The sequence below is a fragment of the Marinobacter fuscus genome (assembly GCF_003007675.1).
Lineage (GTDB): Bacteria > Pseudomonadota > Gammaproteobacteria > Pseudomonadales > Oleiphilaceae > Marinobacter > Marinobacter fuscus.
On sequence record NZ_PXNP01000009.1, the window covers coordinates 146,154 to 170,564 of the forward strand.

Below are 24,411 nucleotides of genomic sequence, written 5' to 3' on the forward strand. Positions count from 1 at the left end.
GCCACCTCTTACGAGGCACGCCGTGTTACTGCAACCTGGCACGTGCGACATCCAGCTTCTCGCAAACGGTACGAGCCCCCTCCAACAAACGTGGCGTAGGGCGTGAAATCGGCGATGCCGGAATAATAAACAGGTTATCCGCCTCGACCGCCTTCATGGAAGTAAACGACTGCCAGCGTTCCAGACTGGTATAACTGTTGCCGTCTTCATCGGCGCCGCCCGACAGGATGGCCTCAGGGTTGCCCGCCAACACATCTTCCGGCCCGATACGCGGCACCAGGCGATCCACTCCGGCAAAAATGTTCTGCCCGCCGCACATGGAAATCACCTTGCCGATCAAATGCTCATCGTTGATGGTCATCAGCGGCTGATCCCACACCTGGTAAAACACCCGCACCGGTTTACGGCCCCGGTATTGCTCAGCCAATTCATTGATTCCCCGACGAAACCGGGCAGCCTCGCGATCGCCTTCGGCCCCGGTTCCCGCCAATACTGCCAGCCGTTCCAGTACCGAGGACACCCCCTCGAAGGTGCGGGGTTCAATGGCAAAACTGGCCACGCCGAGCGTCTCGAGCGTGGCAACCTGCTCGACCGGATTACCAGAGACCCAGGTAACCACCAGATCCGGTTTAAGCGCGACCAGGGCTTCCAGATCAATCCGGGTATGACTGCCAATGCTCGGCAAAGCATTCGCCTCGGGGGGATAGTCACTGTATTCAACCACAGCGACCACCTGCCCGCCTGCACCAGCGGCAAACACCAGTTCGGTGGCTCCCGGGGAGAGTGTCACAATGCGACGGGCAGGCTCGGGCAGGCAGAGCATTGCTCCGGTATCGTCCGTGGCACAAACATCGGCCAACGCGTGGCTGGACAACACCAGTAACAGCATCAAAATACCAATAGCCATGCTGCCCCCCTGTACAGCTTGATGATGAACATCTGGTCATTTATTGACGGTCCGACGGCCGCCCCGTAAACTCGCACCCGATTCATTTCCGTAGCAGGTGCCTGCCCCGCGCGCCGTGAAAGCGCCGCATCAGGGCGGGTGAAACTGGGAAGTTCGGTGAAACTCCGACGCTGCCCCCGCAACGGTATGCGGTATGAGAGGAAAGGCCCAAGGCCAGCCACTGCAGCAACGCGCTGTGGGAAGGCATCCTACTCCGGCGATTACGCCAGCCGCAAGCCCGGAGACCGGCCTGCTACCGGCTATCAGTGTTTTTGACGGAGGGTCAGAACACGGAGCAGGCGAGCATGCCTCTTCTCTTTTGGTAGCTGTTCAGGCAACCGGAAGCACCATCAATGCTGGTTGCAGACTCTGAAAAAACGCAGCCGGTAGCCCGCTCTTCCATGAAGAAAATTGTCACACTTGTTCTGACGCTATTGGCAAGTCTCGCCGCAGCCGACGAAACACTTCCGTTTATCGTGGTGGAAAGCACCCCCATCAACGCGGCCGGAGACCTGGATCCGGGCCAGTCCACCGGGCCTGTACGAGTACTTGACCGATCCGACATCGAGAACCGGACGGCGACGGTTGCCGATGTACTGAGTGATCAGGCGGGCATTCAGATACGGCAAAGCGGTGGCCTGGGCAGTGCATCATCGGTATCCATTCGCGGCTCCACATCCCGGCAGGTGCAGGTTGTGCTGGACGGAATGCTCCTGAACGACCCGGTTACCGGCGGTGTGGATCTGGGCAAGTTGTCGCTGACCGACGTCAGCCGTATTCAGGTTTACCCCAGTGGCGCGCCCGCGCAACTCCCCCAGGCAGGGATTGGCGGGGTTGTGATCCTGGAAAGCCTTGGTAAAGACATCGAGAATACCACCAGCCTCAACCTGGGTGCTGGCTCATTTGATACCTATCGCACCGGATTTTTCAACAGCGGTAGCCAGGACGATGTGTATTACTGGCTGTCGATGGATCGGCAAACCAGCAACAACGATTTCCGCTACCCCAACGACAGCAACTGGTTCAACCCGAATGATGGCAGCCAAACCAGGCGGCGCAATGCGGGTTACCAGCAGGACGCCATCAGCACGAAACTGGGCTGGGAGATAAACCGCACGGCCAGGCTGGATGCACTGGTGCAATACGCCCGTTATGAGCAGGGTGTGCCCACCATCCAGAACTGGCGCGACAACAATGCCACCCTGGACAACGAAACCTTTCGTTTACAGTTGCACGGCCAGGAACAGGGCTGGCTTGCAGGGCGTTTGCACTCCAGCCATCGCCTGATCATCGGCGATATCACCGAGCATTACGATAATCGAAGCGGCCGGGTGGGCCTGGGTGTCTCTGCCGTAAAAACCGACACCCGGCAACTGGGCCTGGTGAATACGCTGGCCCTGCTTCTGGGGCCGCACACCTTAACCACCGGTGTTGATGCGACCGGTTACGACTATCGCCAAGATGACAGCCTCGACAGCAAACCGGAGGATGAAAGGGAGCGTATCCAGATCACCTCCTCGTTGTCACATGCATGGCAAAGCAATGACAACCTCTGGCGAAGCCAGGCTGCGCTCAGGCTGGTTCACGTTCGGGATGATTCCAGGGAGACCCTGGGCGACGGAACGTCAAAAGCAACCTCGGCCCGAGAGCACCACCTGGGCTGGCAACTGGGCCTGACCCGTCTACTCGGGGACAACTGGACGCTCTCCGGCAACATCGCCAATAACGTTCGGGTGCCGACGCTTCAGGAGTTATACGGCCAGCAAGGGTTATTTGTCGGCAATCCGGGCCTGGCCCCGGAAGAGTCCCTCAACTACGACCTGTCTTTACGCACAGACCAGGGCTGGGGCCACGGGGAAGTCACTGCTTACTTCCGCAAACTGGAACCCGCCGTCGTGGCCACCTACGATGCCCGTGGCGTAGGCCGCTACCGCAACCTTGAAGCCGAGATCTACGGGCTCGAGTTCGATGGCAACTATTCGATTACCGGGCACTGGTCGCTGTACGGTAACGCCACCCTGCAGGACTCCCGCAATACCGACAGATCAGCCCAAACCCGTTTCGACAAGCAATTGCCCGGCATTTATCACCAGTCCTACCTTGCAGGCACCCGCTGGCGTTTCCGGCCATTTGAACTTGATCTGGCCTACCAGTTCGATGATGAACTCTACTACGACTCAGCCAACATACTGGCAGCCGACGCCCGCAATACTCTGAACGCAACACTGACATGGCAAAAGGTTTGGCCCGGGCGCAGCCTGACCGAAGCCAGACTGGAAATTCGCAACATTACCGACAAAGTCTACCAGGACTTCAACCGCTTCCCCGGCCCCGGGCGCGGCTGGTTTATCAACCTCAAACACGCCTTCTGACCCACAAGGATATGCTTATGACTCCCTCTGACCACTTCTCATTCCGCAAAACCGCTCTGGCCACCCTGGTGCTCTCACTGGGCCTGACCGGTTGTGGCGGTGACTCTTCTTCCACACCGCTGAAGCCGGTCGTCACAAAGGACTACGGAATTGTCGCCACCGCAGCAGACGACTACACCGCCGGCGAGGTCGAGCTGATTTCAGTGAAAGATTCTGACATGACCGCTTCCGGCGGTTACTTCAGCGGCATTTCCGACATCACAGTCAACGGCCGTGGTCAGCATTACTACCTGATCCGGAAGTTCAATGGCGACCAGGTTCTAAAAGTCGATATTGAAAACCCTGCGAAGGAAGTCTGGGACGCCAGCACCCTTGAGGCTGGCGACCAGGGCAGCGCCAACCCCTACCAGATTGTCTTTGCCAGCGATTCGAAGGCCTATCTGCTACGGTATGGCAAAAATGAAGCCTGGGTGGTTAACCCGTCGGCAACACAGGCTGAAGACTTTTTTACCGGCGAAACCCTGAACCTCGAAGCCTATATGCCCGAGGACAGCATCGGTGCGGTCAATATGTCCTCCGGGGTTGTGGTTGATGGCAAGCTGTTCGTTACCCTGCAGCGCCTGGACAGCAACTACAGCCCGAGCAACCAGGGCTACGTGGCCGTTTTCGATACCGCGACCGACACCGAAATCGAAACCAACGCCAATGCTGCAGACAACCTCAAAGGTATTCCGCTCAAGGGCACCAACCCCTCCGGCATCCAGCACGTTGAAGGGATTGGGCTGGTGGTCACCAATGTCGGGGCATTCTCCGCCCCCTTCGACGGCACCAGCCTCGACATCATCAACCCGCAGAGCTATCAGGTTTCATCCATGATTGCAGATGCCGACATCGATACCCAGATCAACGATGCGGTGATCATCAGCAATACCCAGGGCTACATTCTGAACTACTCGGGCTGGCAGTCCATTGCCCTGCAGTCGTTTGACCCGTCTGTCGGCGCGGCATCACTGACCACTATCAATGATCTGTCCGGTGCGGATCTGCGCGATATTGAGCTGAGCCCGCAAGGCCGTCTGTGGCTGGCTGACGCCAGCCTGGCGAACCCCGGCATTCACGTTATCGATATCTCGGATAACACCGAAGCCGACTTTATCGAAACCTCGCTGCTGCCCATCACTATCAGCTTTGGCTCTGTCGTCAGCGACCGCTAACGTAAGCGGCGGGTGGCCTATGGCCACCCGCCAGTGTTCCTGCCAACCGTTTCGAGCGCCTGCTGCAGGCGCAGCCAGTCAGATTCCGTACCAGGCAGCCCAAGCCTGATGGCAGATGGCCGTTCGAACAGGCGGATCAGAATCCCCTGTCGGGCCAGTTGATGCCGGATATCCACCGCGTTCGGGTGCCGGAGATAGCGAAACAGCAGGGTACCCGAACTCTTCCCCAACCCGGCACCGGACAACAGGCCGTGCAGCCTCTGGCTACTGTATCTCAGCGCTTGCAGGGCCTGCTGCTGCCAATGATGGTCGTTCAGCATTTTCCCCATCAGGTAACGGGCAGGCCCGCTGACCGACCAGGGGCCGAGCTCCATTGAAACGGCCTGTATCAGCCCCGCATCCGCAACAATCGCCCCGGCCCTGAGCCCCGCCAGCCCGAAAAACTTGCCTGTGGATTTCAGCACCATCAGGCCTGGCATTCCGGCTCTGGCTGCCAGGCTTTGGTCCGCGCCGTTCATCAGAAAGGCTTCATCCACCACTAACCAGCCTGCCCGCAGCTGCAGTCTCTGGTGCCAGGCCATCAACTGCTCAGCCGCCAGCACTTGCCCGGTCGGATTATTCGGCTGTATCCACACCACCACATCAACGGTATCCAGCCAGGCCAGGTCGCCGCTTTCCATCGCATCGGGCGGAATGGCCACCACCTCGAAACCGGCACGCCGCCAGGCATGGCCGTGCTCACGGTACCCGGGCATGGGCACAGCTACCCGGCCCGGCCCATAGCAACGGGCCCGAACCGCTGGCAGCGCCATGATGGCCGCCTGAGACCCGGACACCGGCAAACAGCAGGCCGTTTCAGGAGCGCCCGCCCAATCACGGATGATGTATTCCAGGCCATCATCCGGCTCCGGCAAACGCTGCCAGACTTCCGGCGGAATGTCCGGAACCGGCCAGGGCACCGGATTAATGCCGGTCGACAGATCCAGCCATTGCTCCCGGGGAATACCCCAGCGTTCGGCCGCTGCCTGAAGCCGTCCACCATGCTCCGGGGGCTGGAGTGGTTCGAACCTCGTCATGCGGTAGCTCCCCACCCGTATCCTTGCACAACCAACGCCATCACCAGCAGAACAGCCAGCCACAACCTGACCCCACGATTCACCAGCGCAAGGGCGTTATCTATCGTTTCTGCCGAAGGCGCAGCGCCCTCTCCCAGCACCGATCGTTGCTTGATGCCGCCTGCATAGGGGGCCGGGCCGCCAAGCTGAACACCTAAAGCCCCGGCACCAGCGGCCATCACCGGGCCCGCATTGGGGCTATCCCAGGCAGGCGCCTGCTCGCGCCAGCACCGCAGCGCCAAGCGGGTGTTGCCCAGCAAGGCGTAGGTGAATGCCGTCAGCCGGGCGGGCAACCAGTTCAGGACATCATCGGAGCGGGCGGCAAATCGGCCGAAATACAGGTAACGGGGGCTGCGATAGCCCCACATGGCATCGAGCGTGTTGATCAAACGATGCAGAACCACACCGGGCAAGCCTGCCAGCAAATACCAGAACAGACTGGAAAACACCGCATCCGCTCCATTCTCCAGCATCGACTCCGACGCAGCTGCGGCAATGCCCTCCTCAGTGAGCGCATTGGCATCCCGGCTGACAATCTGGCTGACCGCCCATCGGGCCCTGGCCTCATCGCCAGTCGCCAAGGCTGTCGAAACGGCCCGGCCATGCTCCGCCAGGCCCCGCAGTGACATGGCAAGCCACACACCCGCCACCTGTATCATCAGCCACAGCCAGCCCGTGAGCAGATACTCAAACGCAAGGGCCAGGCTAAGTACCGGAAGCACCGCAACCAACGTGGCCAGAACGCCAAACCCTAGACTCCGCGCGCGCTCCTCTGCCCGCGTATTCAGGGCCTGCTCCAGCAGCGACGCCCAATGCCCGAAGCCCACCAGCGGGTGCAAACGCCGGGGTTCACCCGCCAGTCGGTCAACCCCAACCGCTACTGCACAAATCAATACCGCAACCAGAAACGTATTCAACACCAGACTCCCGGGTTCAATTGCGGGCAAGTCTACCTGAGTCATCACAACACTTGACACCCTTACGACCGGGCGGGACTATTCCCGGCTTTCCACCCACAAGGATTCATTGCCATGGCCCTGCCCGACAGCTGGCTGTCACCAATCCCAACACCTTCGCACAGTCATGCTGCCACCGCTTCGGAGCGCCAGAACACCCTCACCAAACCTCCCGGCTCCCTCGGCCAACTGGAACAACTGGCCATTACCCTGTGCGGCCAGCAACACACCGACCAGCCCAGTGCCGACCGGGTGCACATGGCCATCTTCGCCGGTGACCATGGCGTCTGCGACGAGGGCATTTCCGCCTTTCCGCAGGCGGTCACCGCCCAGATGATCGGCAACTTTGCCGGTGGCGGCGCTGCCATCAGCGTGATGGCCCGGCAGCTCGGCGCCGCCTTGGAAGTGGTGAATCTGGGCACCGTGGGTGACGTGGCCGAGGGCCTGCCCGGCGTTATCGATGCCCGGATAAGACCCGGCACCCGCAACTTCGCGCTGGAACCGGCGATGACGGAACTCGAGGTTGCTGCGGCCTTGCAGGCTGGTGATGCCGCCGCAGAGCGTGCCCACCGGGCCGGAGCCGACCTGTTCATTGCCGGCGACATGGGCATCGGCAACACCACATCCGCCAGCGCCATCGCCTGCCAGTTGCTGGGGCAACCACCGGAATCGCTCACCGGCCCGGGCACCGGTTTGAATGCCGAGGGCGTACGCCACAAGGCGGCGGTGATCACCAAATCGCTGGCCCGCCACGGCAGCGACACCGCGCCTCTGGCGGTGCTGGCATCGCTGGGCGGGCTGGAAATCGCCGCCATCACCGGCGCCATTCTGGGCGCGGCCAGCCGGGGCATTCCCGTGCTGGTGGATGGTTTTATCGTTTCGGTAGCCGCGCTGGTGGCCTGCAAACAGCAACCGGAACTGCAACATTGGCTGCATTTCGCCCACCATTCCGCCGAGCCGGGGCATAAGGCCGTCTTGCAGGCGCTCATGGCCCAGCCCCTGCTGAACCTTGGCATGCGCCTGGGCGAAGGCAGTGGCGCGGCGGTGGCGGTGCCATTGCTGCGGGCCGCCTGCGCCCTGCACAACCAGATGGCCAGCTTTGCCAGCGCCGGGGTCAGCGACCAATCCGGCGACTGAACGGCCGATAAAGGAGACTATCAGGATGACCACGACGCTAATCGATCTGATCCGCCACGGCGAACCCGAAGGCGGCCAGATGTTCCGGGGCAGCAAGGACGATCCGCTCAGCGAGAAAGGCTGGCAACAGATGCGGGCTGCCGTGAACCGCCAGGATCGCTGGGACGTGATTGTCAGCTCCCCCATGGCCCGCTGCCGCCACTTCGCGAAAGAACTGGCCGAACAGCAGGGCCTGCCCCTGCACATTGAAGACCGGCTGCGGGAAATCGGCTTTGGCGAATGGGAAGGGCTCACGGCTGATCAGGTGCAAAAACAGTACGGCGATCAGCTGAACAAATTCTGGCAGGATTCGGTGAACTTCATCCCGCCCGGTGCCGAACCGGTTCCGGCCTTCTCCCAGCGCGTGCTGGCCGGATTCGAGCACTGGCAGGCCGCGCTGTCGGGCAAGCGGGTACTGATTGTCTGCCACGGCGGAGTCATCCGCATGGTACTGGCAAGCATCCTCGGCATTCCCCTGGAAACCTCCTTTACCGGCTTTGCCGTGCCCTACGCCTGCCGCAGCCGGATACAGATAGATCAATCAGCACACGGCGTGTTCCGCAGCCTGATCAGTCACCAGCCTTGAGGGTCAGCGGTAGCCCGGCAACAGACATCACCACCTCGTCACAGTGCCCGGCCAAGGCCTGGTTCAACCAGCCCAGTTCATCGGCAAAGCGGCGGGTCAGGGCGTCCATGCCAATGATGCCAAGACCCACCTCGTTGCTGACAATCACCAGCGGCCCGGGGTAGGCCTGCACCGCTTGCAGAAAAGCCTCTCGTTCGGCGGAAAACACCTCGTCACCGGCCAGCAACAGATTGGTTAGCCACAGGCTCATGCAGTCGATCAGCAGCAAGGGCGCAGGCGCCTCGATACCCAGATTCTGTAACACACCGCCCAGCGCCAGCGGCTCCTCAGCCAGGCGCCAGTGTGTTGGCCGATGTTGCTGATGGCGCTGAATCCTCAAGGCCATTTCCTCATCACCCGCCGTGGCCGTAGCCACATACACCACCGGCACGCCAGCCGCTTCAGCGGCAGTCTGCGCCCGGGCCTCCGCCAGGCCGGTCTTGCCGGAACGTACGCCGCCGGTCACCAGTAATTTTCTATTCATCGTGCGTTTTCCCTGTTAATCGGGCACAAGGTACACCAGGCAAACAGACAACTGCTATAGTCTGGCCATACGCCGTGAACGCCGCGCCCCACCGCTGGCTTCCATTCTATTCTGCCCGGAGTCTGGAGAACCCATGCAGGCCGAGCTGCTTGATATTCGCAACCACATTGCCCAACACGCCCCCTTCGATGAAATGCCCGAAGAGCTGCTGGAGCGTATTGTCTCCGGCATTGAAGTCAGCTACTACCGGGCGGGCACCCAGATTCTGGAATTGCACCAGCAAAATACCCAGCTGCACTATATTCGTAGCGGCGCCATAGAAATCTTCCGGCGCTCAGGTGAACTCTACAACCGACTGGGCGAAGGCGACATCTACGGCCAGTTCGGCCTGTTGCGTAATCAGAAAGTGCGATTTCCGGTCAAAGCCATCGAAGACTGCCTGATCTACAAGATTCCCCTGGAAACCTTTCAGCACCTTTGGGAAAACGACGAGAATTTCGCCGACTTTGTTGAAATTGAAGACCACAGCCGACTGCGCTCGGTGATTTCAAGGCAGCAGAAATCCAACGAACTCATGTCCTCCAAGGTCACACGGCTGATCTCACGCAAAACCGTCTCCGCGCCCACCACCGTACGCCTGCAGGAGGCCGCACGGATCATGACCGACCACGGCGTCTCCGCCTTGCTACTGATGGACGAAACCGGCGAATCACCAAGGCTCAAAGGCATCATCACTGACCGGGATCTACGCACCCGGGCGGTCACCAACGCGCTGCCTTCGGAAACCCCGATCAGCGAAATCATGTCGGAAGGCCTGATCACCATCAGCGCCCGCAGCTACATCTTCGAAGCCATGCTCACCATGCTGCACAACAACGTGCACCACCTGCCGGTGATGGAAGGCCACGAGGTTCGGGGTGTGATTGCTCTGTCTGACATTGTGAAATACGAAAGCCAGAGCAGCCTTTACCTGGTCAGCAACATCTACCACCAGAAAAACGTACTGGGCCTGAAAAAAATCAGCCGGGACGTGCGCGACAGCTTTGTGCGCATGGTGAACGAAGACGCCAACTCCCACATGATCGGCAGCGCCATGGCAGGCATCGGCCGCAGCTTCAGCCAACGCCTGCTGGAACTGGGCGAAGAAAAACTCGGCCCGCCCCCGGTGCCCTACTGCTACATGGCCCTGGGCTCCATGGCCCGGGACGAACAACTGGTGGTTACCGACCAGGACAACGCCCTGGTACTGGACGACAGCTTCATCCCCGAAGAGCACGATGGCTACTTCCTGGCTCTGGCCAAATTCGTCTCCGACGGCCTGGCCGAGTGCGGCTACACCTACTGCACCGGCGACATCATGGCCACCAATCCAAAATGGCGGCAGCCGCTGAAGGTCTGGAAAAACTACTTCACCGACTGGATCGACAACCCCAAGGCCGAAGCCCTACTCAACAGCAACATTTTCTTCGACCTGGACGGCATCCACGGCGAAACCCGTTTTGCCGAGCAACTAAAAGACCTGATCGCAACCAAAGCCAGCGCCAGCCAGCGCTTCCTCACCTTCCTTGCGCGCAATGCCCTGAACCGCACGCCACCTCTGGGCTTCTTCCGCACCTTTGTTTTGGAAGAGGACGGCAAACACCAGAAAACCTTCAACCTAAAACGCCGGGGCACCGCACCCGTATCCGACCTGATCCGGGTGCACGCACTGGCCTGCGGCTCCCGCTCGCAGAACTCCTTCGAACGCCTGCAGGACATCGCCAAAACCAAACTCATGCTGGGCGACGACGCCGGCAACCTGCGCGACGCCCTGGAATTTATCTCCATCGTCCGCATCCGACACCAGGCCATCGCCATCGAAGAAGGCCGGGAGCCAGACAACAACGTGCGCCCGGAAGACCTCTCCCCCTTCGAACGCAGCCACCTGAAAGACGCCTTCCAGATCGTCAGCAACGCCCAGAAATTCCTGCGTTTCCGCTACAACGCCGGTGGAGCCACCCGCAATGTCTGACGCCATCAAAAGCGCCAACAGCAAACAGAACTGGCCACAAAACTACGCAAACGCCGCCAGCCAGGCCAAAGACGACCGCATCCGCAGTTTCTACCAGGCTGGCTGCCCAAACCCGGACACCCCCATACGAGACGTCCCGCTACTGGCCCTCGACTTCGAAACCACCGGCCTGGAAGCCGACTACCACTCCATCGTCAGCATCGGCCTGGTACCCTTCACACTGAGCGCCATCCACCTGGGCCAATGCTGGCACCAAATCGTGCGGCCACAACTGCCACTGCACCAGGCCTCAGTCACCATCCACGGCATCACCCACAGCGAAATCGAACACGCGCCCGACCTCGAAGACGTACTCGACCCCCTGTTCCAGCACCTCACCGGCCGAATCCCCGTGGTGCACTACCGCAACATCGAACGCCCCTTCCTCAACGTCGCCCTGCAACACCGCCTAGGCGAACAACTGCGCTTCCCGGTCATCGACACCATGGCCATCGAAGCCCACCTGCACCCCAACCGCAACCCCAGCGCCTGGCAACGCCTGCGCGGCCAGAAACCCATCTCCATCCGCCTGCCCGACAGCCGAACCCGCTACGGCCTACCCCACTACGCCGGCCACAACGCCCTGATCGACGCCATCGCCACCGCCGAACTGCTGCAAGCCCAGATCCTCCACAACTTCAGCCCGGATACGCCGATAGGAGACTTGTGGGTCTAGTCCAAAACAGTAAGCAAAGGGACGATGCCATCAAGGCCAGATAGTGAGCGTGCGGGATGGCTTTCCAAAAATTTCGAAGGCCATGGATGGCCTGAGAGAAGCGCACATGGATGTGCTCGTAGCGGTTTTTGGAAAGCCATCCCGCACGCTCACCCACTCCCAACCGCAAAGGCTAGGAAAATCAAACCCAAGGCCGAACCCATAGCCCAACCGCCAGGCAACCGCTAGAATGACCCCAAACCAGCCAAAGGGGCCACAGTGACCACACCGATTGCCAGAACCTCCCCCATCGACGCCTTCAAACGCGCCAGAAGAATGTGGCTCAAAGGGGAAAAAATCAGCCTGGCCGCCCTCGCCGACGACCTCCACATCGGCCGCGCCACCCTGTTCCGCTGGGTCGGCAACCGCGACCTGCTGATTGGCGAAATCCTCTGGTCGCTCTACGAACCCCTTTACAAAGAAGCCCGGGAAATCACTCCCGGCCACGGCGTAGATTACGTCGTTGGCGTGTTCCGGCACATCAACACCACCATCCTGCACTTCTCGCCGCTGCGTAAATTCCTGCACCAGGACCCGGAATACGCCCTGAAAATGCTTACCTCGTCCCACTCCACGCTGCACGCCCGCACCGTAGAAGTGAACACCCGCTTACTCAAAGACGAAGTCCGGGCGGGCCATCTCAGCCCACCCATGAACATCCAGAGCCTGTCCTACTTCATGGTGCGCATCGCCGAATCCTGCCTCTACAGCGACATCATCGGCGGACGCGAACCCCAGGAAGACGAACTCGAAGACGCCTGCACCGCCGTGCGGATACTGCTGGGCGGAAAAGTCTGACGTGCCGACTGGCAAGGTGCCCATATGAAAGCTAACCTGACATCCAAACCCCGAAGGAACATGATCGCAAAGGAGCGCCTCATGACACATACCACAAGCAACTATCGCCGTTTGACTACCACCGTGCTGGCACTTGCCTGCCTGCTACTGTCACCACTCAGCTTCAGCCAGTCACTGAGTGAAAGCGATGTCCAAGCCTTCATCCGAAGCATGCAAGCCATGCAACCGCTGCAGGATAAATATCAGGACGTATTCGATGCCGAAGAGGACGACGCAGACGACGACATCGACTTCTCACGACTGATGTCAGACGGTATCCGCAGGATGAAAGGTCATCCGGCCTACAACGAAGTTGAAAGCCTGGTAAAACAACAGGGCTTCAGCGATATCGAAAATTGGGCAAGTATCGGCGACAAAGTCGTGCAGGCCTGGTTTGCCCTGGAAATGGGTGCCCAGAGCCCGCAAATCCAGGCCGAAATGAACGCCGCAATGGCGGAAATCGAAAATAACCCCAATATGTCGGAAGCACAGAAAGCCCAGATGCGCGCCATGATGCAACAAGGGATGTCCGCCATGGCCACAGGCGCGTCAGCTCCGGAAGCCAACAAAAAGGCAGTCAGGCCTTACCTGGATCAACTCAAGGCCGTGATGGATACGGAGGAATAGCAGACTGCGGAGTTCAGGGCAGCGGCCTTTGGCAACGGGTTATTAGCGCTATTCTGTTTACAAATACACATTGTCGGCCAGGAGGCGCACCGAATGTCACTCTCTTCTTCGCTCAACAATATCTCGGTCGGCAAAAAGCTCTCAGCCAGCTTTGCTCTGCTAGTGATAATGGCCGCAGTGATTGCCGGTTCAGCCATCAACATTTTCTCAGAATACAATCAGCGCTCCATGATTGTGGCCGGAGCGGGCTCTGCCGAAAGCGCCTTGCTCGAAATGCGCATTGAAGAACGGAACTTTCAGCTGACCAGAAACGAGCGACACCGGCAGGCGGCCGAAGACTTACTAAACGATGCCATCGACACACTACAGGAGTTGCGTAAGCTCTTCATTGTACCCAACGATCATGCCCGGGTGGACTTTATTGCTGACGAGGGCAAAGCCTATTCTGCGCAACTTTCCGAGCTGGCCCGTAACCTCGACGCCAATCAAGCCACCATAGATGCCATCACCGACAAACTGAAGCAAAGTGGCATCGCAATGGTCGACAAAGCCGTTGAACTGCAGCAAATCCAGGAAAACCGGATGAAGGAGCAGTACAGCACAGCCATTACCACACTCGTCACCATCACTCTCGTAGCTCTGCTGGTGGCGGTCATGATTGCCTGGTTCATGATTCGCTCCATTACCGCCCCCATCCGTGAGGCGGTCGAAGTGGCCAACCGGGTCGCAGACGGTGACCTTACCGTACGTGTGGAAAGCCAGCGGGGTGATGAGTTCGGCGCTCTGTTATCCGCCTTCTCCACCATGGTCACCAAACTCCGGGATCTGATCCACCAGATTGGCAGCGATTCCTCCGGCATTGCCTCCGCCTCGGAGGAGCTCTCTACAGTGACCGACCAGACCCGCCGTGGCGTCTCGGAACAACGGGATCAGACCGATCAGGTCGCCACCGCCATGAACGAAATGGTCGCGACGGTAAACGAGGTAGCCAAGAGCGCAGAATCCGCCTTTGAGGCAGCCCAAATGGCCAGCCAGACCTCCGGTGAGGGCGAGGCGGCGGTCTCCCAGACCCTGACTTTTGTGACCGACCTGAACACCAACCTGCAGGAAGTCATGTCGCAGATGCACGGCTTGCAGGGTGATATCCAGAACATCGGCTCCGTGCTGGATGTGATCAAATCCGTGGCCGAGCAAACCAACCTGCTGGCCCTGAACGCCGCCATAGAAGCCGCCCGGGCGGGCGAACAGGGGCGCGGCTTTGCCGTGGTGGCCGATGAAGTCCGCTCCCTTGCCCAGCGTACCCAGAGCTCGGCCCTGGAAATCGAAACCCTGATCACCACGCTGGTGAACAGCTCGGAAAGTTCGGTTAAAACCATGGAGGCGGGCACAGAGTTGGCGGGCCAGACCCTGCAGCGGGCGGAGAATGCGGGCGTGACCATTCGGGAAATGGCCCAGGCAGTCAGCGATATCCGGGAATACAACAGCCAGATTGCCACCGCGGCGGAACAGCAGTCATCGGTAGCCGAGGACATCAACCAGAACGTGACCCTGATTCGCGATGTGGGCGAACAGAGCGCGGCCTCTACCGAACAGGTATCCTCCGCCAGCGTAGAGCTGGCACGCATGGCCGAGGGCCTCAGTGCGCGGGTCTCGCAGTTCAAACTATAAAAAAAGCCGGCACCTGAAGGTTGCAGGTGCCGGCTTTACTTGTATCAGGCCCGATGGGCCAGACCTCAGGCTGTCAGGTTGTAGACAAACACAATTGCGACGGCAATCGGTGTCACAAACCGGAGCAGGTTGTACCAGAGGTCAAAGGCACCACCTTGCAGGTTCAGATCACCCTTCAGGCTTTCCTTGGCCACAAACCAGCCCACAAACAGCGCGGTCAGCATACCGGACAACGGCAGCATGATGTTGGCGGTGAAATAGTCGAGCAGGTCGAACACAGTCTTGCCTTCAAACGCGGCAAACATACCCAGCGGGGTCACGTCCGACCATACGTTCAACGACAGGATGGAGACAATGCCCAGCGCCCAGCACAGAACGCCCACCAGGATCGCACTGCCGGTGCGAGCCAGGCTAGTCTTTTCTTCCACCCACTCCACCACCGGTTCCAGCAGGGAAATACCGGAGGTCCAGGCGGCAAACAGCAACAGAACAAAGAACAGGGTTCCGAACAGGCTGCCCATGGGCATGTTGCCAAACGCCAGCGGCAGGGTCTGGAAAATCAGGCCCGGGCCTGCGCCAGCCTCAAGACCATTGGCGAACACCACCGGGAAAATCGCCAGGCCAGCCAACAGCGCCACCACAGTATCCATCAAGGCCACGCTCACGGCTGTCCGGCCGATGGAGACATCCCGGCCCAGGTAAGATCCGTAGGCCATCATGATGGCCATACCCAGGCTCAGGGTGAAGAAGGCGTGGCCGAGGGCTACCAGCACGCCATCAACCGTCAGCTTGCTGAAGTCCGGGGTAAACAGGAAGCTGACGGCCTCGCCAAAGTGCCCGGTGGTTGTCGCGTAACCCACCACCAGCAACAGCAACACAAACAGTGCAGGCATCAGAATCGTGACCGCACGCTCCAGACCGCCTTTAAGCCCCCGGGACACAACCATCACCACCAGCGCCATGAACAGCGTGTGCCAGGCCAGCAACTGGATGGGGCTGGATAACAGCCCGCCAAACATTTCACCAACAGACTCGGCGGTGCCGCCGGTAAAGTCGCCCATGGCCGCATGCCCGATGTAGGACGCAGCCCATCCACCGATCATTGAGTAAAACGACAGAATGATAAAAGCCGCCAACATACCTACAACCGCCGACACCCGCCAGGCCGGAGATGCCAGGTTGCGCTCTGCCACCAGACGAAAACTGGTGATCGGGTTGTGGCGCCCGTTACGGCCGATAAACACCTCGGCCATCATGATGGGGATGCCGATGATAGCGATACAGAGCAGATACACCAGTACAAAGGCGCCGCCGCCATTCTCACCGGTGACATAAGGGAACTTCCAGACGTTACCCAGGCCCACCGCAGAGCCGGTAGCCGCCAGAATAAAGGCAAACTTGGAGGACCAGAGCCCGCGCGAGCCGTTACCGTTGTCGGCAACGGAATTGGACTGTTTCATGAGTTTTATTCCTGTGCTTTTGGCTGAGGAAACTACGAATTGTAAGAGTGCCCGACTCTATGGCCGGGACATTGGGAGGGGATTCTGCCAGCACTGGCGACATGATGCCAGTACCGGGGGCGGGCAATGATATGCTCCGGCGCAAGGCCGGTCACACGCAGCCCTTAACGCGAGCTGTCTGCAAACCGGGCGACCATGTCGCTCATTTCCCGAGCCATGCGGCTGAGTTGATCACTGCTCTGCTTGGCAGATTCTGCCTGGTCATCGCTCTGGTCGGCCAGGCCTGCAATATTCACCACCTGCTGATTGATGCTTTCCGACACCTGGCTCTGCTGCTCAAACGCCGCCGACATAGTCACAAAGCTATCGGAAATCGAGTCCACCGAACCCGCGATAGCGGCAAGCGCGTCGGAGGCGCCCTGAACCCTTTCCAGACCATCGCTGGCCAGAGTTTCACCGGCCTTGACCGCGTCCACCGTACTTTGCACCTGCTGCCGGAAATCCTTGACCACATCCTGAATGCGCACCGTAGATTCCCGTGTACGGGTAGCCAGTGAGCGCACTTCATCGGCCACCACGGCAAACCCCCGGCCCTGCTCACCCGCCCGGGCCGCTTCAATGGCGGCATTGAGCGCGAGCAGGTTGGTCTGGTCGGCAATGTCGCTGATCAGTTCTGCCGCCTCGCCAATCGCTTTGGTCGACATGCCCAGCCGCTCCACCGCCTGGCCTATACCCGAGACCTGCTGTGCCAGTTGCTCGATGGCGCCAAGCGCCTGATCGCTTCGGGCACGGCCATCATGGGCCGCCTGGTTGGCCTGTTCGGCTTCCCGGGCATTGGTGGCAACCGCTCCGACCACTTCCTGAATAGAAACAGTCATCTCCTGCATGGCCGAGGCAGCCTGCTCGGTTTCCGAACGCTGGCGGGCAATGGCCGAGGCCCCCTCGCTGATGTAGCCATGGGACGCCTTGGCCTGCTCAGACAAACGCTCGGCCTGGTCATCTATCCGGGCCAGCGCCGTGCGGATACGCGCCTCTTCGCTCATCAACAGCAGCGCCAGCCGCGACATCAGGCCTTTCTCATCACTGTAGGTTCGCGCCACCAGAGCATCCTGAAACGCATCCGGCCTGAGTGCCAGCAAGCCCTTCAGCCGACGATTGAGCGACCCCAGTACAAAATACGCTCCGAGCCCGTGGCCAACCACAACCAATGCGACCGCCAGGGCAGGATTTCCCGCCCAAAGTGCGCCCAGGCTCAAAACAACCGAGACAAGAAACGGCCAGCCGGTTCGCACCATCGACAATGCCCGGCTACGCCACTCCGAGCCGGTGCGGCCAGCCGAGACCCTGGCGTAGAGTTTTTCCGCACGGGCAATCTGATCACGGCTGGCGGTTGTCCGTACAGATTCGAAGCCCACCATCTGGTTATTCTCCAGAATCGGGGTTACGTAAGCACTCACCCAGTAGTGATCCCCATTCTTGCACCGGTTCTTGACTACCCCCATCCAGGACTTGCCCGCTTTCAGGTAGGCCCACATGTCGGCAAATACTGCAGGCGGCATATCCGGGTGCCGGATCAGATTGTGGGCCTGGCCAATCAGTTCCGGGCGCGTATAACCACTGATCACCTCGAAGTCATCATTACAGTGGGTAATCACGCCTTTCAGGGTTGTGGTACTGATCAGCCGCATACCTTCAGGCACGGGGCATTCACGCTGGGTAACGGGCAGGTTTTTACGCATGGGATACTGTTTCGTCTCCGGGTGGGGCTTAGCGGGTCGATACCCTAGTTATAGACACGGCCCAAAGAAATATCGAATCCGTGTCATTTTGTGTCGCCAATGTAACCAGCACCATGGCAATTATGAGCAAACTATGATTAGATGCCCGCCATCAACCGGGCACGGGCATGGAACCGGGCATTCACCCACAACGAAAACCCGATAACCGCACCACCCAGCGCAAGCCGCATCAGGTCGGCATCGCGGTTCCAGATCACCAGATTGACCAGCAACCCGGCGGGTACCAGCGCATTGTTCATAACCGCCAGGGTTCCGGCATCAACCTGGCAGGCGCCCCGGTTCCACAAATACATACCAAGCCCTGACGCAGCAACGCCGAGCCAGCCGAGAATGCCCCACTGCAAAGCCGTGGCCGGGAGCTTGTCCGGGTTTCCGAATATCAGGAAAGAAGGCAGCGCAACAATCAGGGCGCCAAAGAAGAAATAGCCGAAGGTGCGGTAGCCGGGCAGATCCAGCGGATAGCGCTGCATCACGTGTTTATAGCCCACCTGGCCGGCGGCAAAGGCCAGATTTGCCACCTGCAACAGCAGGAAGCCGATCACAAAATCCTCACTCAGACCATCGTAGCGAATAATCCCGGCGCCCAGCGTGGCAATGGCCGCCGCCAGCAGGGCAACGGGCGAGAACCTTCGCGCAAGGCCGTCGTCTACCAGGGTGACATAGAGCGGGGTGAAAATGGTAAACAGTAATACTTCCGGCACTGTCAGGTAACTGAACGAGCGGTACAGGCACACGTAGGTGATTCCGAACTGCAGCATACCGGTCACCAGAATGCCCAACCTCATACCGCCGGGAACTCCCCGCCATCGGGTAAACGGCAGGAAGATCAGGGCCGCCAGCAGCACCCGGCTCAGCACCGCAAAATCACTGTCGACCCGGCCAGCAAGAAATTCGCCGATCAGACTGAAAGAAAATGCCCAGAGAACCGTAACCAGTACCAGTGAAACCATCGTGCGCCCCTCGTTTTTCGAAGGGTCGCTACTTTACGGGTTTTCCCCTGCCATTGCAGCGTATACAGGCGTGAAAGTGCTTATGAGCCCCCATGGAAGGAATAAGTTAACATGGCGGGCCAAGATGCCAACTCTGGCTTGCCCAGTCACCCGATCAGAACACCCCGGATTCTTGCCGCAATGGATGAGACTCACCAGCCTGTACCTGCTGCCCGCCAGCCGCTGATCCAGCGCACCCTGGCAGAGTGGAAAACCCTGGCCCTGTTGGGTGGCCCAATCTGGATTGCACAGGTTGCCCAGATGGCCAACGGCGTGATCGACACCGTGATGGCCGGGCACGCCAGTGCCGAGGACCTGGCGGCGGTCGGCATCGGCAGCAGCCTGTGGATGCCGCTATTCCTGTTTTTCATGGGGCTACTGGGGGCACTGCAACCGATCATTTCCGGCTACAACGGGGCCGGAACCACGCGCAAAATCATGCCCGCCACCTGGCAAGGCATCTATATTGCCGCCGTCGGTTCGGTGATCATGGCGCTGCTGCTGACCAACGTACAGCCGGTTCTGTCCATCCTGAAACTGGATCCTCACACGGCGGGCATTACTCAGGGATACCTGGACGCGTTCGCCTGGGGCATTCCCGCCTTACTGCTGCTGAACGCGCTTCGGGGGCTGACAGACGGGCTGGGGCACACCCGGGTGATCATGGCGTTTTCTGTGCTCAGCACCGCCATCAACCTGCCACTGAACTACATCCTGATCTACGGCAAGCTCGGTCTGCCCGCCATGGGCGGTGTCGGTTGCGGCTGGGCGACGTCTATTTCCAACGGTGTGGCCGCCGTGGCCATGCTGATATACCTGAACCGGAGCCAGACGTTTCGCCAGTTTCATCTGATCGCCGACTGGGTGAAACCCAACTGGCTGCGCATCCGTTACATTCTGGGCATTGGCGTGCCGATCGGGTTCACCATCTTCGTGGAAGCGAGCATGTTTTCGGTGATCGCGTTGTTTCTTGCGCCGCTGGGGCCGGTGGTGGTGGCCGGGCATCAGATTGCGCTGAACGTGGTATCGCTGATGTTTATGTTGCCCCTGAGCCTGGGCATGGCGCTTACCTTGAGGGTCAGCTTTCTGGTGGGCGCCCGGGCACCGGGCACCGCCCGGTTAATCTCTCGCAGTTCATTGATTCTGGCCGCGGGCGTTGCTCTGGTATTCGCCAGCCTGCTGCACATCTTCTCGAACGCCATCGCCAACCTGTACACCGGCGATGTCGAAGTGCAGGCCGTAACCATCCGGTTGCTGACCTTTGCCGCTCTGTTCCAGATTGCCGACGTTATTCAGGTTACCTGTATCAGCGCCTTGCGTGGTTACAAAGACACCCGCATACCCATGTTTATCATGCTGTTTTCGTTCTGGGTGCTGAGTTTGCCCCTGGGCTACGTGCTAACCTTCACCGACTGGCTATGGCCCGCCATGGGCGCTGCGGGCTTCTGGGTGGCACTGACTGTTGGGTTAACCTCTGCCAGCCTGCTGCTGGGCTGGCGACTGTTTGGCTTTCAGCCCGACTCCGGTGTCGATACGGAAGATAAGCTGCAGCAATGTCAGGCTGACCCCAACATCGGCTGACCCGGCTCGTCGGCGAAGACAATGCGATTCCGGCCGGACTCTTTTGCAGCATAAAGAGCACTGTCGGCCCGCGCCAGCCAGCTGGCGACACTTTCACCATGCCCTAGCTGCGCCACACCAAAAGACGCGGTAACCGAGCCTCCCGGATGCCGCAGGCGCTTTTGTATCACCGCCTGCAAGCTGGCCATCACGGTTCGCGCACTGGCACCGTCCACGCCGGGTAGAAGCAACACAAACTCCTCGCCACCGTAACGGAAAATATGGTCGCTACGGCGGGTATTGTGTTCCAACAGAGCGACCAGGTCGGTCAATACCTTATCACCAATGTGGTGGCCGTAGCGGTCGTTGATTTTCTTGAAGTAATCCAGATCCAGGATGACCAGCGCGTAGGGCAAGCCAGAGCGCTCGGCATTGGCCGCCGCCAGATTCAGCTCTTCATCCATGGATCGGCGGTTTTTGATACCCGTGAGCGGATCGATGGTGGCAAGATGCCGCAGCCGCTTGCGCTGGCTGTGATTCCGGTGCGCGTAAACATAGGCACACAGGCTGACCATGACCGCAGTGGCGGCAAACGACCACATGTGCACGGTTGAACTGAATGCTTTGTCGACCATCATCAGGGCAACAATAGACAACAGATTCAACACCCCGGCAAGCCGTGGATTGACCAGAAAAAAAGTCGTGACCAAGCAAGGATACAGCCAGAACAGACCCGGCTCTCCGACAATAGTAGCGATCGCAATGGCACCACCGCAGGCGATAACCGCCAACAACATCCCGCTGCGCTTGGTGTCGCCAGTAGACCAGGCATAGAAAACCGATGACGAAATACCCAGCATGATGGACATGTCCACCAGCCCTGCCATCATGTCGCCCTGCCAGAGCCGAACCAGCGCAAAGGGCGTGATACCGAACACGGCGCTGAGCCCGAGCAGCGTTATGATCGACAACCGAAAGTCGTTTTTTAACCGGTGAAACATACCTTGTCTGCCTGAATACATCCCTATAACCGGCCAAGCATAGCGGACTGCGTGTATCTGGTCGCCTGGAAGCTACGATTTTTAACAAATATACCGACGATAGCGACACAACAGCTCCGACGATACAATGATATGCTTTGCAGGTTTCTGAACTGTATAACAGGATAGCTGTGGCCACATCTTTAATCCGAATCGCTCCCGGCGCTTTAACGCTCGGCAAACCGTTGCCTTGGGATGTATTTGACGACGCCGGTAATGTCCTGCTTCGGCAAGGCTGTGTGATTCAAACCGATACCCAGCTGGAACAGCTGTTCGAAAGGGGCCGTTTCAAGCCCAGAAAAATCGAGATACCTGAGAAACCGCAATCGGCCCCGGACAACCGGAAACACAATCCATTCGCAGAGTATGGCGATCTACTGGCCCACCTGGAGGCAACACTCAAAGCAATCGCCAATCGCGACGACACCGCATTCAAGCGCCTGCTGAACCTGGCAAAAACCCTCGACAGCATGTGCCGCCAGGCACCGGACGCCAGTCTCGCGCTGGTTCACCTTTATTCGATCAGCCCGACCATTCAGGAGCAAATGCTGTGTTACGGAATTCTGTGCCACATGATCGCCCGGGCATTCGGGCTGGAAGAAAAACGGGCACAGGTGCTGACCGCCGCCGCACTGACGGCTAACCTTGCTCTGGTTCGCGTTGCCGACCAGCTGAACGCCTCCAACAAGCTGCTCACGGAGGATCAGCGCCAGGTCATTCGCAAGCACCCGCAGCGAAGCGTTGAAGCACTGAAAGCGGCGGGCATAGACAACAAGCTGCTGCACAAGATCATAGCCCAGCACCATGAGCAGGCCGACGGCTCCGGTTACCCGGACGGCCTGAGCGGCACCGACATTCTGCCCGAGGCCGAGATACTGGCGCTTTCCGAGCGCTACGTCGCCATGATCACCCGCAGAGCCTACCGCAAGCGCCTGAATATCACCCAGGCCCGAAAGCTGATTGCCACGCTTGCCGATGGCCACCTGCGGCCTGCCATTCCCCGCTCACTGCTGGCGGTACTCGGAGAGTACCCGCCGGGCATGCTGGTGCGTTTGGTCAACGGAGAAGTCGGCGTGGTAACCCGCCGCGCTGCACTGGCCCGGGGGCCCTTTGTAAAAGCCATTTTCGATCCGGAAGGCCAGCGCTACCTCGAATCTATGGAACGGGACACCAGCCTGCTGGACTTCAACGTACGCGCTCCGGAAGAGCCTGAAACCATGCCCTCCATGGACTTCAGCCTGCTTTGGGGGTTTCGTTCCTGAAATAAGCCGACCTGGCCATCAAACCGCATCAGATACTCTAAAGTCCTCCGCGATGCATCTTAACCCCGATTCTTACGCGCCCGAAAATAACGCCGAATCCACACATAAATAATCAGGGATGAATAAATATAAAACACCCACATACCTAAAGCTCGAAAAATCACCCAGGCAATAAACGAAACGATCAGGGCAGTAGCTAGCAATGCCAGGTCGTCTTTCAGTTTACTCTTCATCATCAGGTGTACTCAAAAAGCACATGCTGATAGCGAGCCTTGGTTGCAAAGGCTTTCCGGTTGGAATGGTTTACATCATAGACTTCCGGATGCTGAACAAAGAACTCTTTATATCCTTTGAACTGCAGGTCATTTTTCTCAATATAGCTAATCACGTCGATCAGACGAGTGCCACAGCCCAAGCTCCGTCCCGTGGCTACTGCCGCACTACCAACTGCGGCTCCTGCATACCCCACAAGCAACAAGCCGCCACCAATGACCAGCTTTTCACCTAGGAATGTGGCACCTGCGAGGGTGCGGAGTCCGGTCTGCGCACCGAATTTTCCGACCAATTCGACAGATGCCGAAGCTATCCCGAAAGAACTCATCGCAGTATCAAACCACGTCGAGGGAGAGGGAAGGCCTAATCCATCCATGTTTTCTTTGAAATACTTTTGAAAGTCACCGTCGTTATAGCAGGCCAAGGTTCACATCCTTATGTGAGGTTAAAAAAATCCTTAAACCGGAAACTAGTGCATCCGGTCATCGATATCAACAGGATTCCTCTCGGCGGTATGTAATCCTGATATTAATACACGTCTTATATGACAACGTTCACGAGTTGAGAATTACTTATTAGACTTTCCTCGCCGCTCACTACCAAACACAAAAAACACGACAGAAGCAAAGACCCCACGCCAAGACTACCCTTAAGCCAACAATCAGTCTTCAGCGTCTGCAAAACGCGGACTGCCTGCTTTGAAGTCTGCCTTTGCCAGCTCCGCCAGAATGGCGGTTCGCGTTACTATGCCGATCAGTTTGCCGTGATCCACTACCGGATAGACCTTGGGTCGCCCGGCCCCCAGGTTCTGGGCCAGATCCACCACCGACATGTCCGGTGACACCGTCAGGGGCTGTCGAAACATGACATCGTCCACCAGCGGGTCGCCTTCGCGATGGTAATTACTCACCAGCAACGAGTGGATACAGTCCTGCTCCGACACGAACCCCAACACCTTGCGCTGTTCATCGACCACAGGCAGGCCCGTAACATGGTTGGCCAACAAGATCTTCACCACCTGGGTCACCGGTGTACCGCACCGGACAGGCTCGATGTGGTTCGACATGATTTCCGAAATCCTGAGTGAGCGCATGGGCAACTCCCTGGCAAACGATATGGCGGTGCCGGAACGGGCACTCTCCGTATCTATAAACATAGGCAATCATGGCAAAAATGAGAAACCCACACCGTAAACCGGTTTACATGAAGCAATAGTCGACTAAACTCAACAGCTTAGGCCCTG

Annotated in this window: 21 protein-coding genes and 1 riboswitch; of the genes, 11 read left to right on the forward strand and 10 right to left on the reverse strand. The window is 59.0% G+C overall.

Annotated features, from left to right (window positions below; genetic code table 11):
* Positions 1-25 precede the first annotated feature (25 nt).
* Complete coding sequence (locus C7H09_RS01740; RefSeq protein ID WP_106760932.1) at positions 26-907, reverse strand: cobalamin-binding protein; 882 nt, start codon at positions 905-907, stop codon at positions 26-28.
* A 78-nt stretch (positions 908-985) separates the two neighbouring features.
* A riboswitch (cobalamin riboswitch) is annotated at positions 986-1,214 on the forward strand.
* A gap of 85 nt (positions 1,215-1,299) precedes the next feature.
* On the opposite strand from C7H09_RS01740, the gene C7H09_RS01745 reads away from it, so the two are divergent.
* Together C7H09_RS01745 and C7H09_RS01750 are read left to right on the forward strand one after the other, a co-directional pair.
* On the forward strand, positions 1,300-3,318 hold the full coding sequence (locus tag C7H09_RS01745; protein WP_106760933.1) for a TonB-dependent receptor: 2,019 nt from the start codon (positions 1,300-1,302) through the stop codon (positions 3,316-3,318).
* Positions 3,319-3,335: 17 nt separating this feature from the next.
* Entirely contained in the window at positions 3,336-4,532 is a 1,197-nt protein-coding gene (locus tag C7H09_RS01750; protein ID WP_106760934.1) for a hypothetical protein, read from the forward strand.
* A 17-nt stretch (positions 4,533-4,549) separates the two neighbouring features.
* Here C7H09_RS01750 and cobD read toward each other — a convergent pair whose 3' ends face one another.
* Both cobD and cbiB read right to left on the reverse strand, forming a co-directional pair.
* The gene (gene cobD / locus C7H09_RS01755; protein ID WP_106760935.1) at positions 4,550-5,608 is read right to left on the reverse strand and encodes a threonine-phosphate decarboxylase CobD; all 1,059 of its coding nucleotides are present in this window, start codon (positions 5,606-5,608) and stop codon (positions 4,550-4,552) included.
* Positions 5,605-6,609: an adenosylcobinamide-phosphate synthase CbiB gene (gene cbiB / locus C7H09_RS01760; RefSeq protein WP_106760936.1), complete on the reverse strand. Its 1,005-nt coding sequence runs from the start codon at positions 6,607-6,609 to the stop codon at positions 5,605-5,607. Before cbiB ends, cobD begins: the two co-directional genes overlap by 4 nt.
* A 69-nt stretch (positions 6,610-6,678) precedes the next feature.
* On the opposite strand from cbiB, the gene cobT reads away from it, so the two are divergent.
* Together cobT and C7H09_RS01770 are read left to right on the forward strand one after the other, a co-directional pair.
* Positions 6,679-7,740, forward strand: a complete 1,062-nt coding sequence (cobT, locus tag C7H09_RS01765) for a nicotinate-nucleotide--dimethylbenzimidazole phosphoribosyltransferase (protein ID WP_106760937.1) — start codon at positions 6,679-6,681, stop codon at positions 7,738-7,740.
* Positions 7,741-7,765: 25 nt separating this feature from the next.
* Positions 7,766-8,365 (forward strand): histidine phosphatase family protein, encoded by a 600-nt coding sequence (locus C7H09_RS01770; RefSeq protein ID WP_106760938.1) that lies wholly within the window; start codon positions 7,766-7,768, stop codon positions 8,363-8,365.
* On the opposite strand, the gene cobU is transcribed toward C7H09_RS01770, so the two are convergent.
* Positions 8,349-8,888, reverse strand: coding sequence for a bifunctional adenosylcobinamide kinase/adenosylcobinamide-phosphate guanylyltransferase (cobU, locus tag C7H09_RS01775; protein ID WP_106760939.1), 540 nt, complete (start codon positions 8,886-8,888; stop codon positions 8,349-8,351). The genes C7H09_RS01770 and cobU overlap by 17 nt on opposite strands.
* Positions 8,889-9,021: 133 nt before the next feature.
* Here cobU and C7H09_RS01780 point away from each other — a divergent pair, with 133 nt between their 5' ends.
* From C7H09_RS01780 to C7H09_RS01800, 5 genes are all read left to right on the forward strand, one after another.
* On the forward strand, positions 9,022-10,899 hold the full coding sequence (locus C7H09_RS01780; RefSeq protein ID WP_106760940.1) for a putative nucleotidyltransferase substrate binding domain-containing protein: 1,878 nt from the start codon (positions 9,022-9,024) through the stop codon (positions 10,897-10,899).
* Positions 10,892-11,614: a 3'-5' exonuclease gene (locus C7H09_RS01785; RefSeq protein ID WP_106760941.1), complete on the forward strand. Its 723-nt coding sequence runs from the start codon at positions 10,892-10,894 to the stop codon at positions 11,612-11,614. The genes C7H09_RS01780 and C7H09_RS01785 overlap by 8 nt, the downstream gene beginning before the upstream one ends.
* A gap of 258 nt (positions 11,615-11,872) precedes the next feature.
* Positions 11,873-12,451, forward strand: a complete 579-nt coding sequence (locus C7H09_RS01790) for a QsdR family transcriptional regulator (protein WP_106760942.1) — start codon at positions 11,873-11,875, stop codon at positions 12,449-12,451.
* A gap of 81 nt (positions 12,452-12,532) precedes the next feature.
* Positions 12,533-13,117, forward strand: a complete 585-nt coding sequence (locus C7H09_RS01795; protein ID WP_106760943.1) for a hypothetical protein — start codon at positions 12,533-12,535, stop codon at positions 13,115-13,117.
* Between the two features lie 93 nt (positions 13,118-13,210).
* A complete protein-coding gene (locus tag C7H09_RS01800; protein ID WP_106760944.1) occupies positions 13,211-14,785 on the forward strand; it encodes a methyl-accepting chemotaxis protein in 1,575 nt (524 codons plus the stop codon).
* A 65-nt stretch (positions 14,786-14,850) separates the two neighbouring features.
* Here the strand turns inward: C7H09_RS01800 and C7H09_RS01805 are convergent, their stop codons facing one another.
* The 3 genes from C7H09_RS01805 to C7H09_RS01815 form a co-directional block, all read right to left on the reverse strand.
* On the reverse strand, positions 14,851-16,245 hold the full coding sequence (locus tag C7H09_RS01805; RefSeq protein ID WP_106760945.1) for a sodium-dependent transporter: 1,395 nt from the start codon (positions 16,243-16,245) through the stop codon (positions 14,851-14,853).
* Between the two features lie 164 nt (positions 16,246-16,409).
* On the reverse strand, positions 16,410-17,984 hold the full coding sequence (locus C7H09_RS01810; RefSeq protein WP_106760946.1) for a methyl-accepting chemotaxis protein: 1,575 nt from the start codon (positions 17,982-17,984) through the stop codon (positions 16,410-16,412).
* A 137-nt stretch (positions 17,985-18,121) separates the two neighbouring features.
* Positions 18,122-18,994: a carboxylate/amino acid/amine transporter gene (locus C7H09_RS01815; protein ID WP_106760947.1), complete on the reverse strand. Its 873-nt coding sequence runs from the start codon at positions 18,992-18,994 to the stop codon at positions 18,122-18,124.
* A gap of 180 nt (positions 18,995-19,174) precedes the next feature.
* On the opposite strand from C7H09_RS01815, the gene C7H09_RS01820 reads away from it, so the two are divergent.
* Positions 19,175-20,614, forward strand: coding sequence for an MATE family efflux transporter (locus C7H09_RS01820; RefSeq protein WP_106761177.1), 1,440 nt, complete (start codon positions 19,175-19,177; stop codon positions 20,612-20,614).
* On the opposite strand, the gene C7H09_RS01825 is transcribed toward C7H09_RS01820, so the two are convergent.
* The gene (locus C7H09_RS01825; RefSeq protein WP_106760948.1) at positions 20,590-21,594 is read right to left on the reverse strand and encodes a GGDEF domain-containing protein; all 1,005 of its coding nucleotides are present in this window, start codon (positions 21,592-21,594) and stop codon (positions 20,590-20,592) included. The two genes, C7H09_RS01820 and C7H09_RS01825, sit on opposite strands and share 25 nt — an antisense overlap.
* A 170-nt stretch (positions 21,595-21,764) precedes the next feature.
* Between C7H09_RS01825 and C7H09_RS01830 the strand changes: the two genes are divergently transcribed.
* A complete protein-coding gene (locus C7H09_RS01830; RefSeq protein ID WP_106760949.1) occupies positions 21,765-22,895 on the forward strand; it encodes an HD-GYP domain-containing protein in 1,131 nt (376 codons plus the stop codon).
* Positions 22,896-23,130: 235 nt separating this feature from the next.
* On the opposite strand, the gene C7H09_RS01835 is transcribed toward C7H09_RS01830, so the two are convergent.
* Both C7H09_RS01835 and C7H09_RS01840 read right to left on the reverse strand, forming a co-directional pair.
* Entirely contained in the window at positions 23,131-23,592 is a 462-nt protein-coding gene (locus C7H09_RS01835; protein ID WP_106760950.1) for a hypothetical protein, read from the reverse strand.
* Between the two features lie 237 nt (positions 23,593-23,829).
* Positions 23,830-24,261, reverse strand: coding sequence for a CBS domain-containing protein (locus C7H09_RS01840; RefSeq protein WP_106760951.1), 432 nt, complete (start codon positions 24,259-24,261; stop codon positions 23,830-23,832).
* Positions 24,262-24,411: the final 150 nt, after the last annotated feature.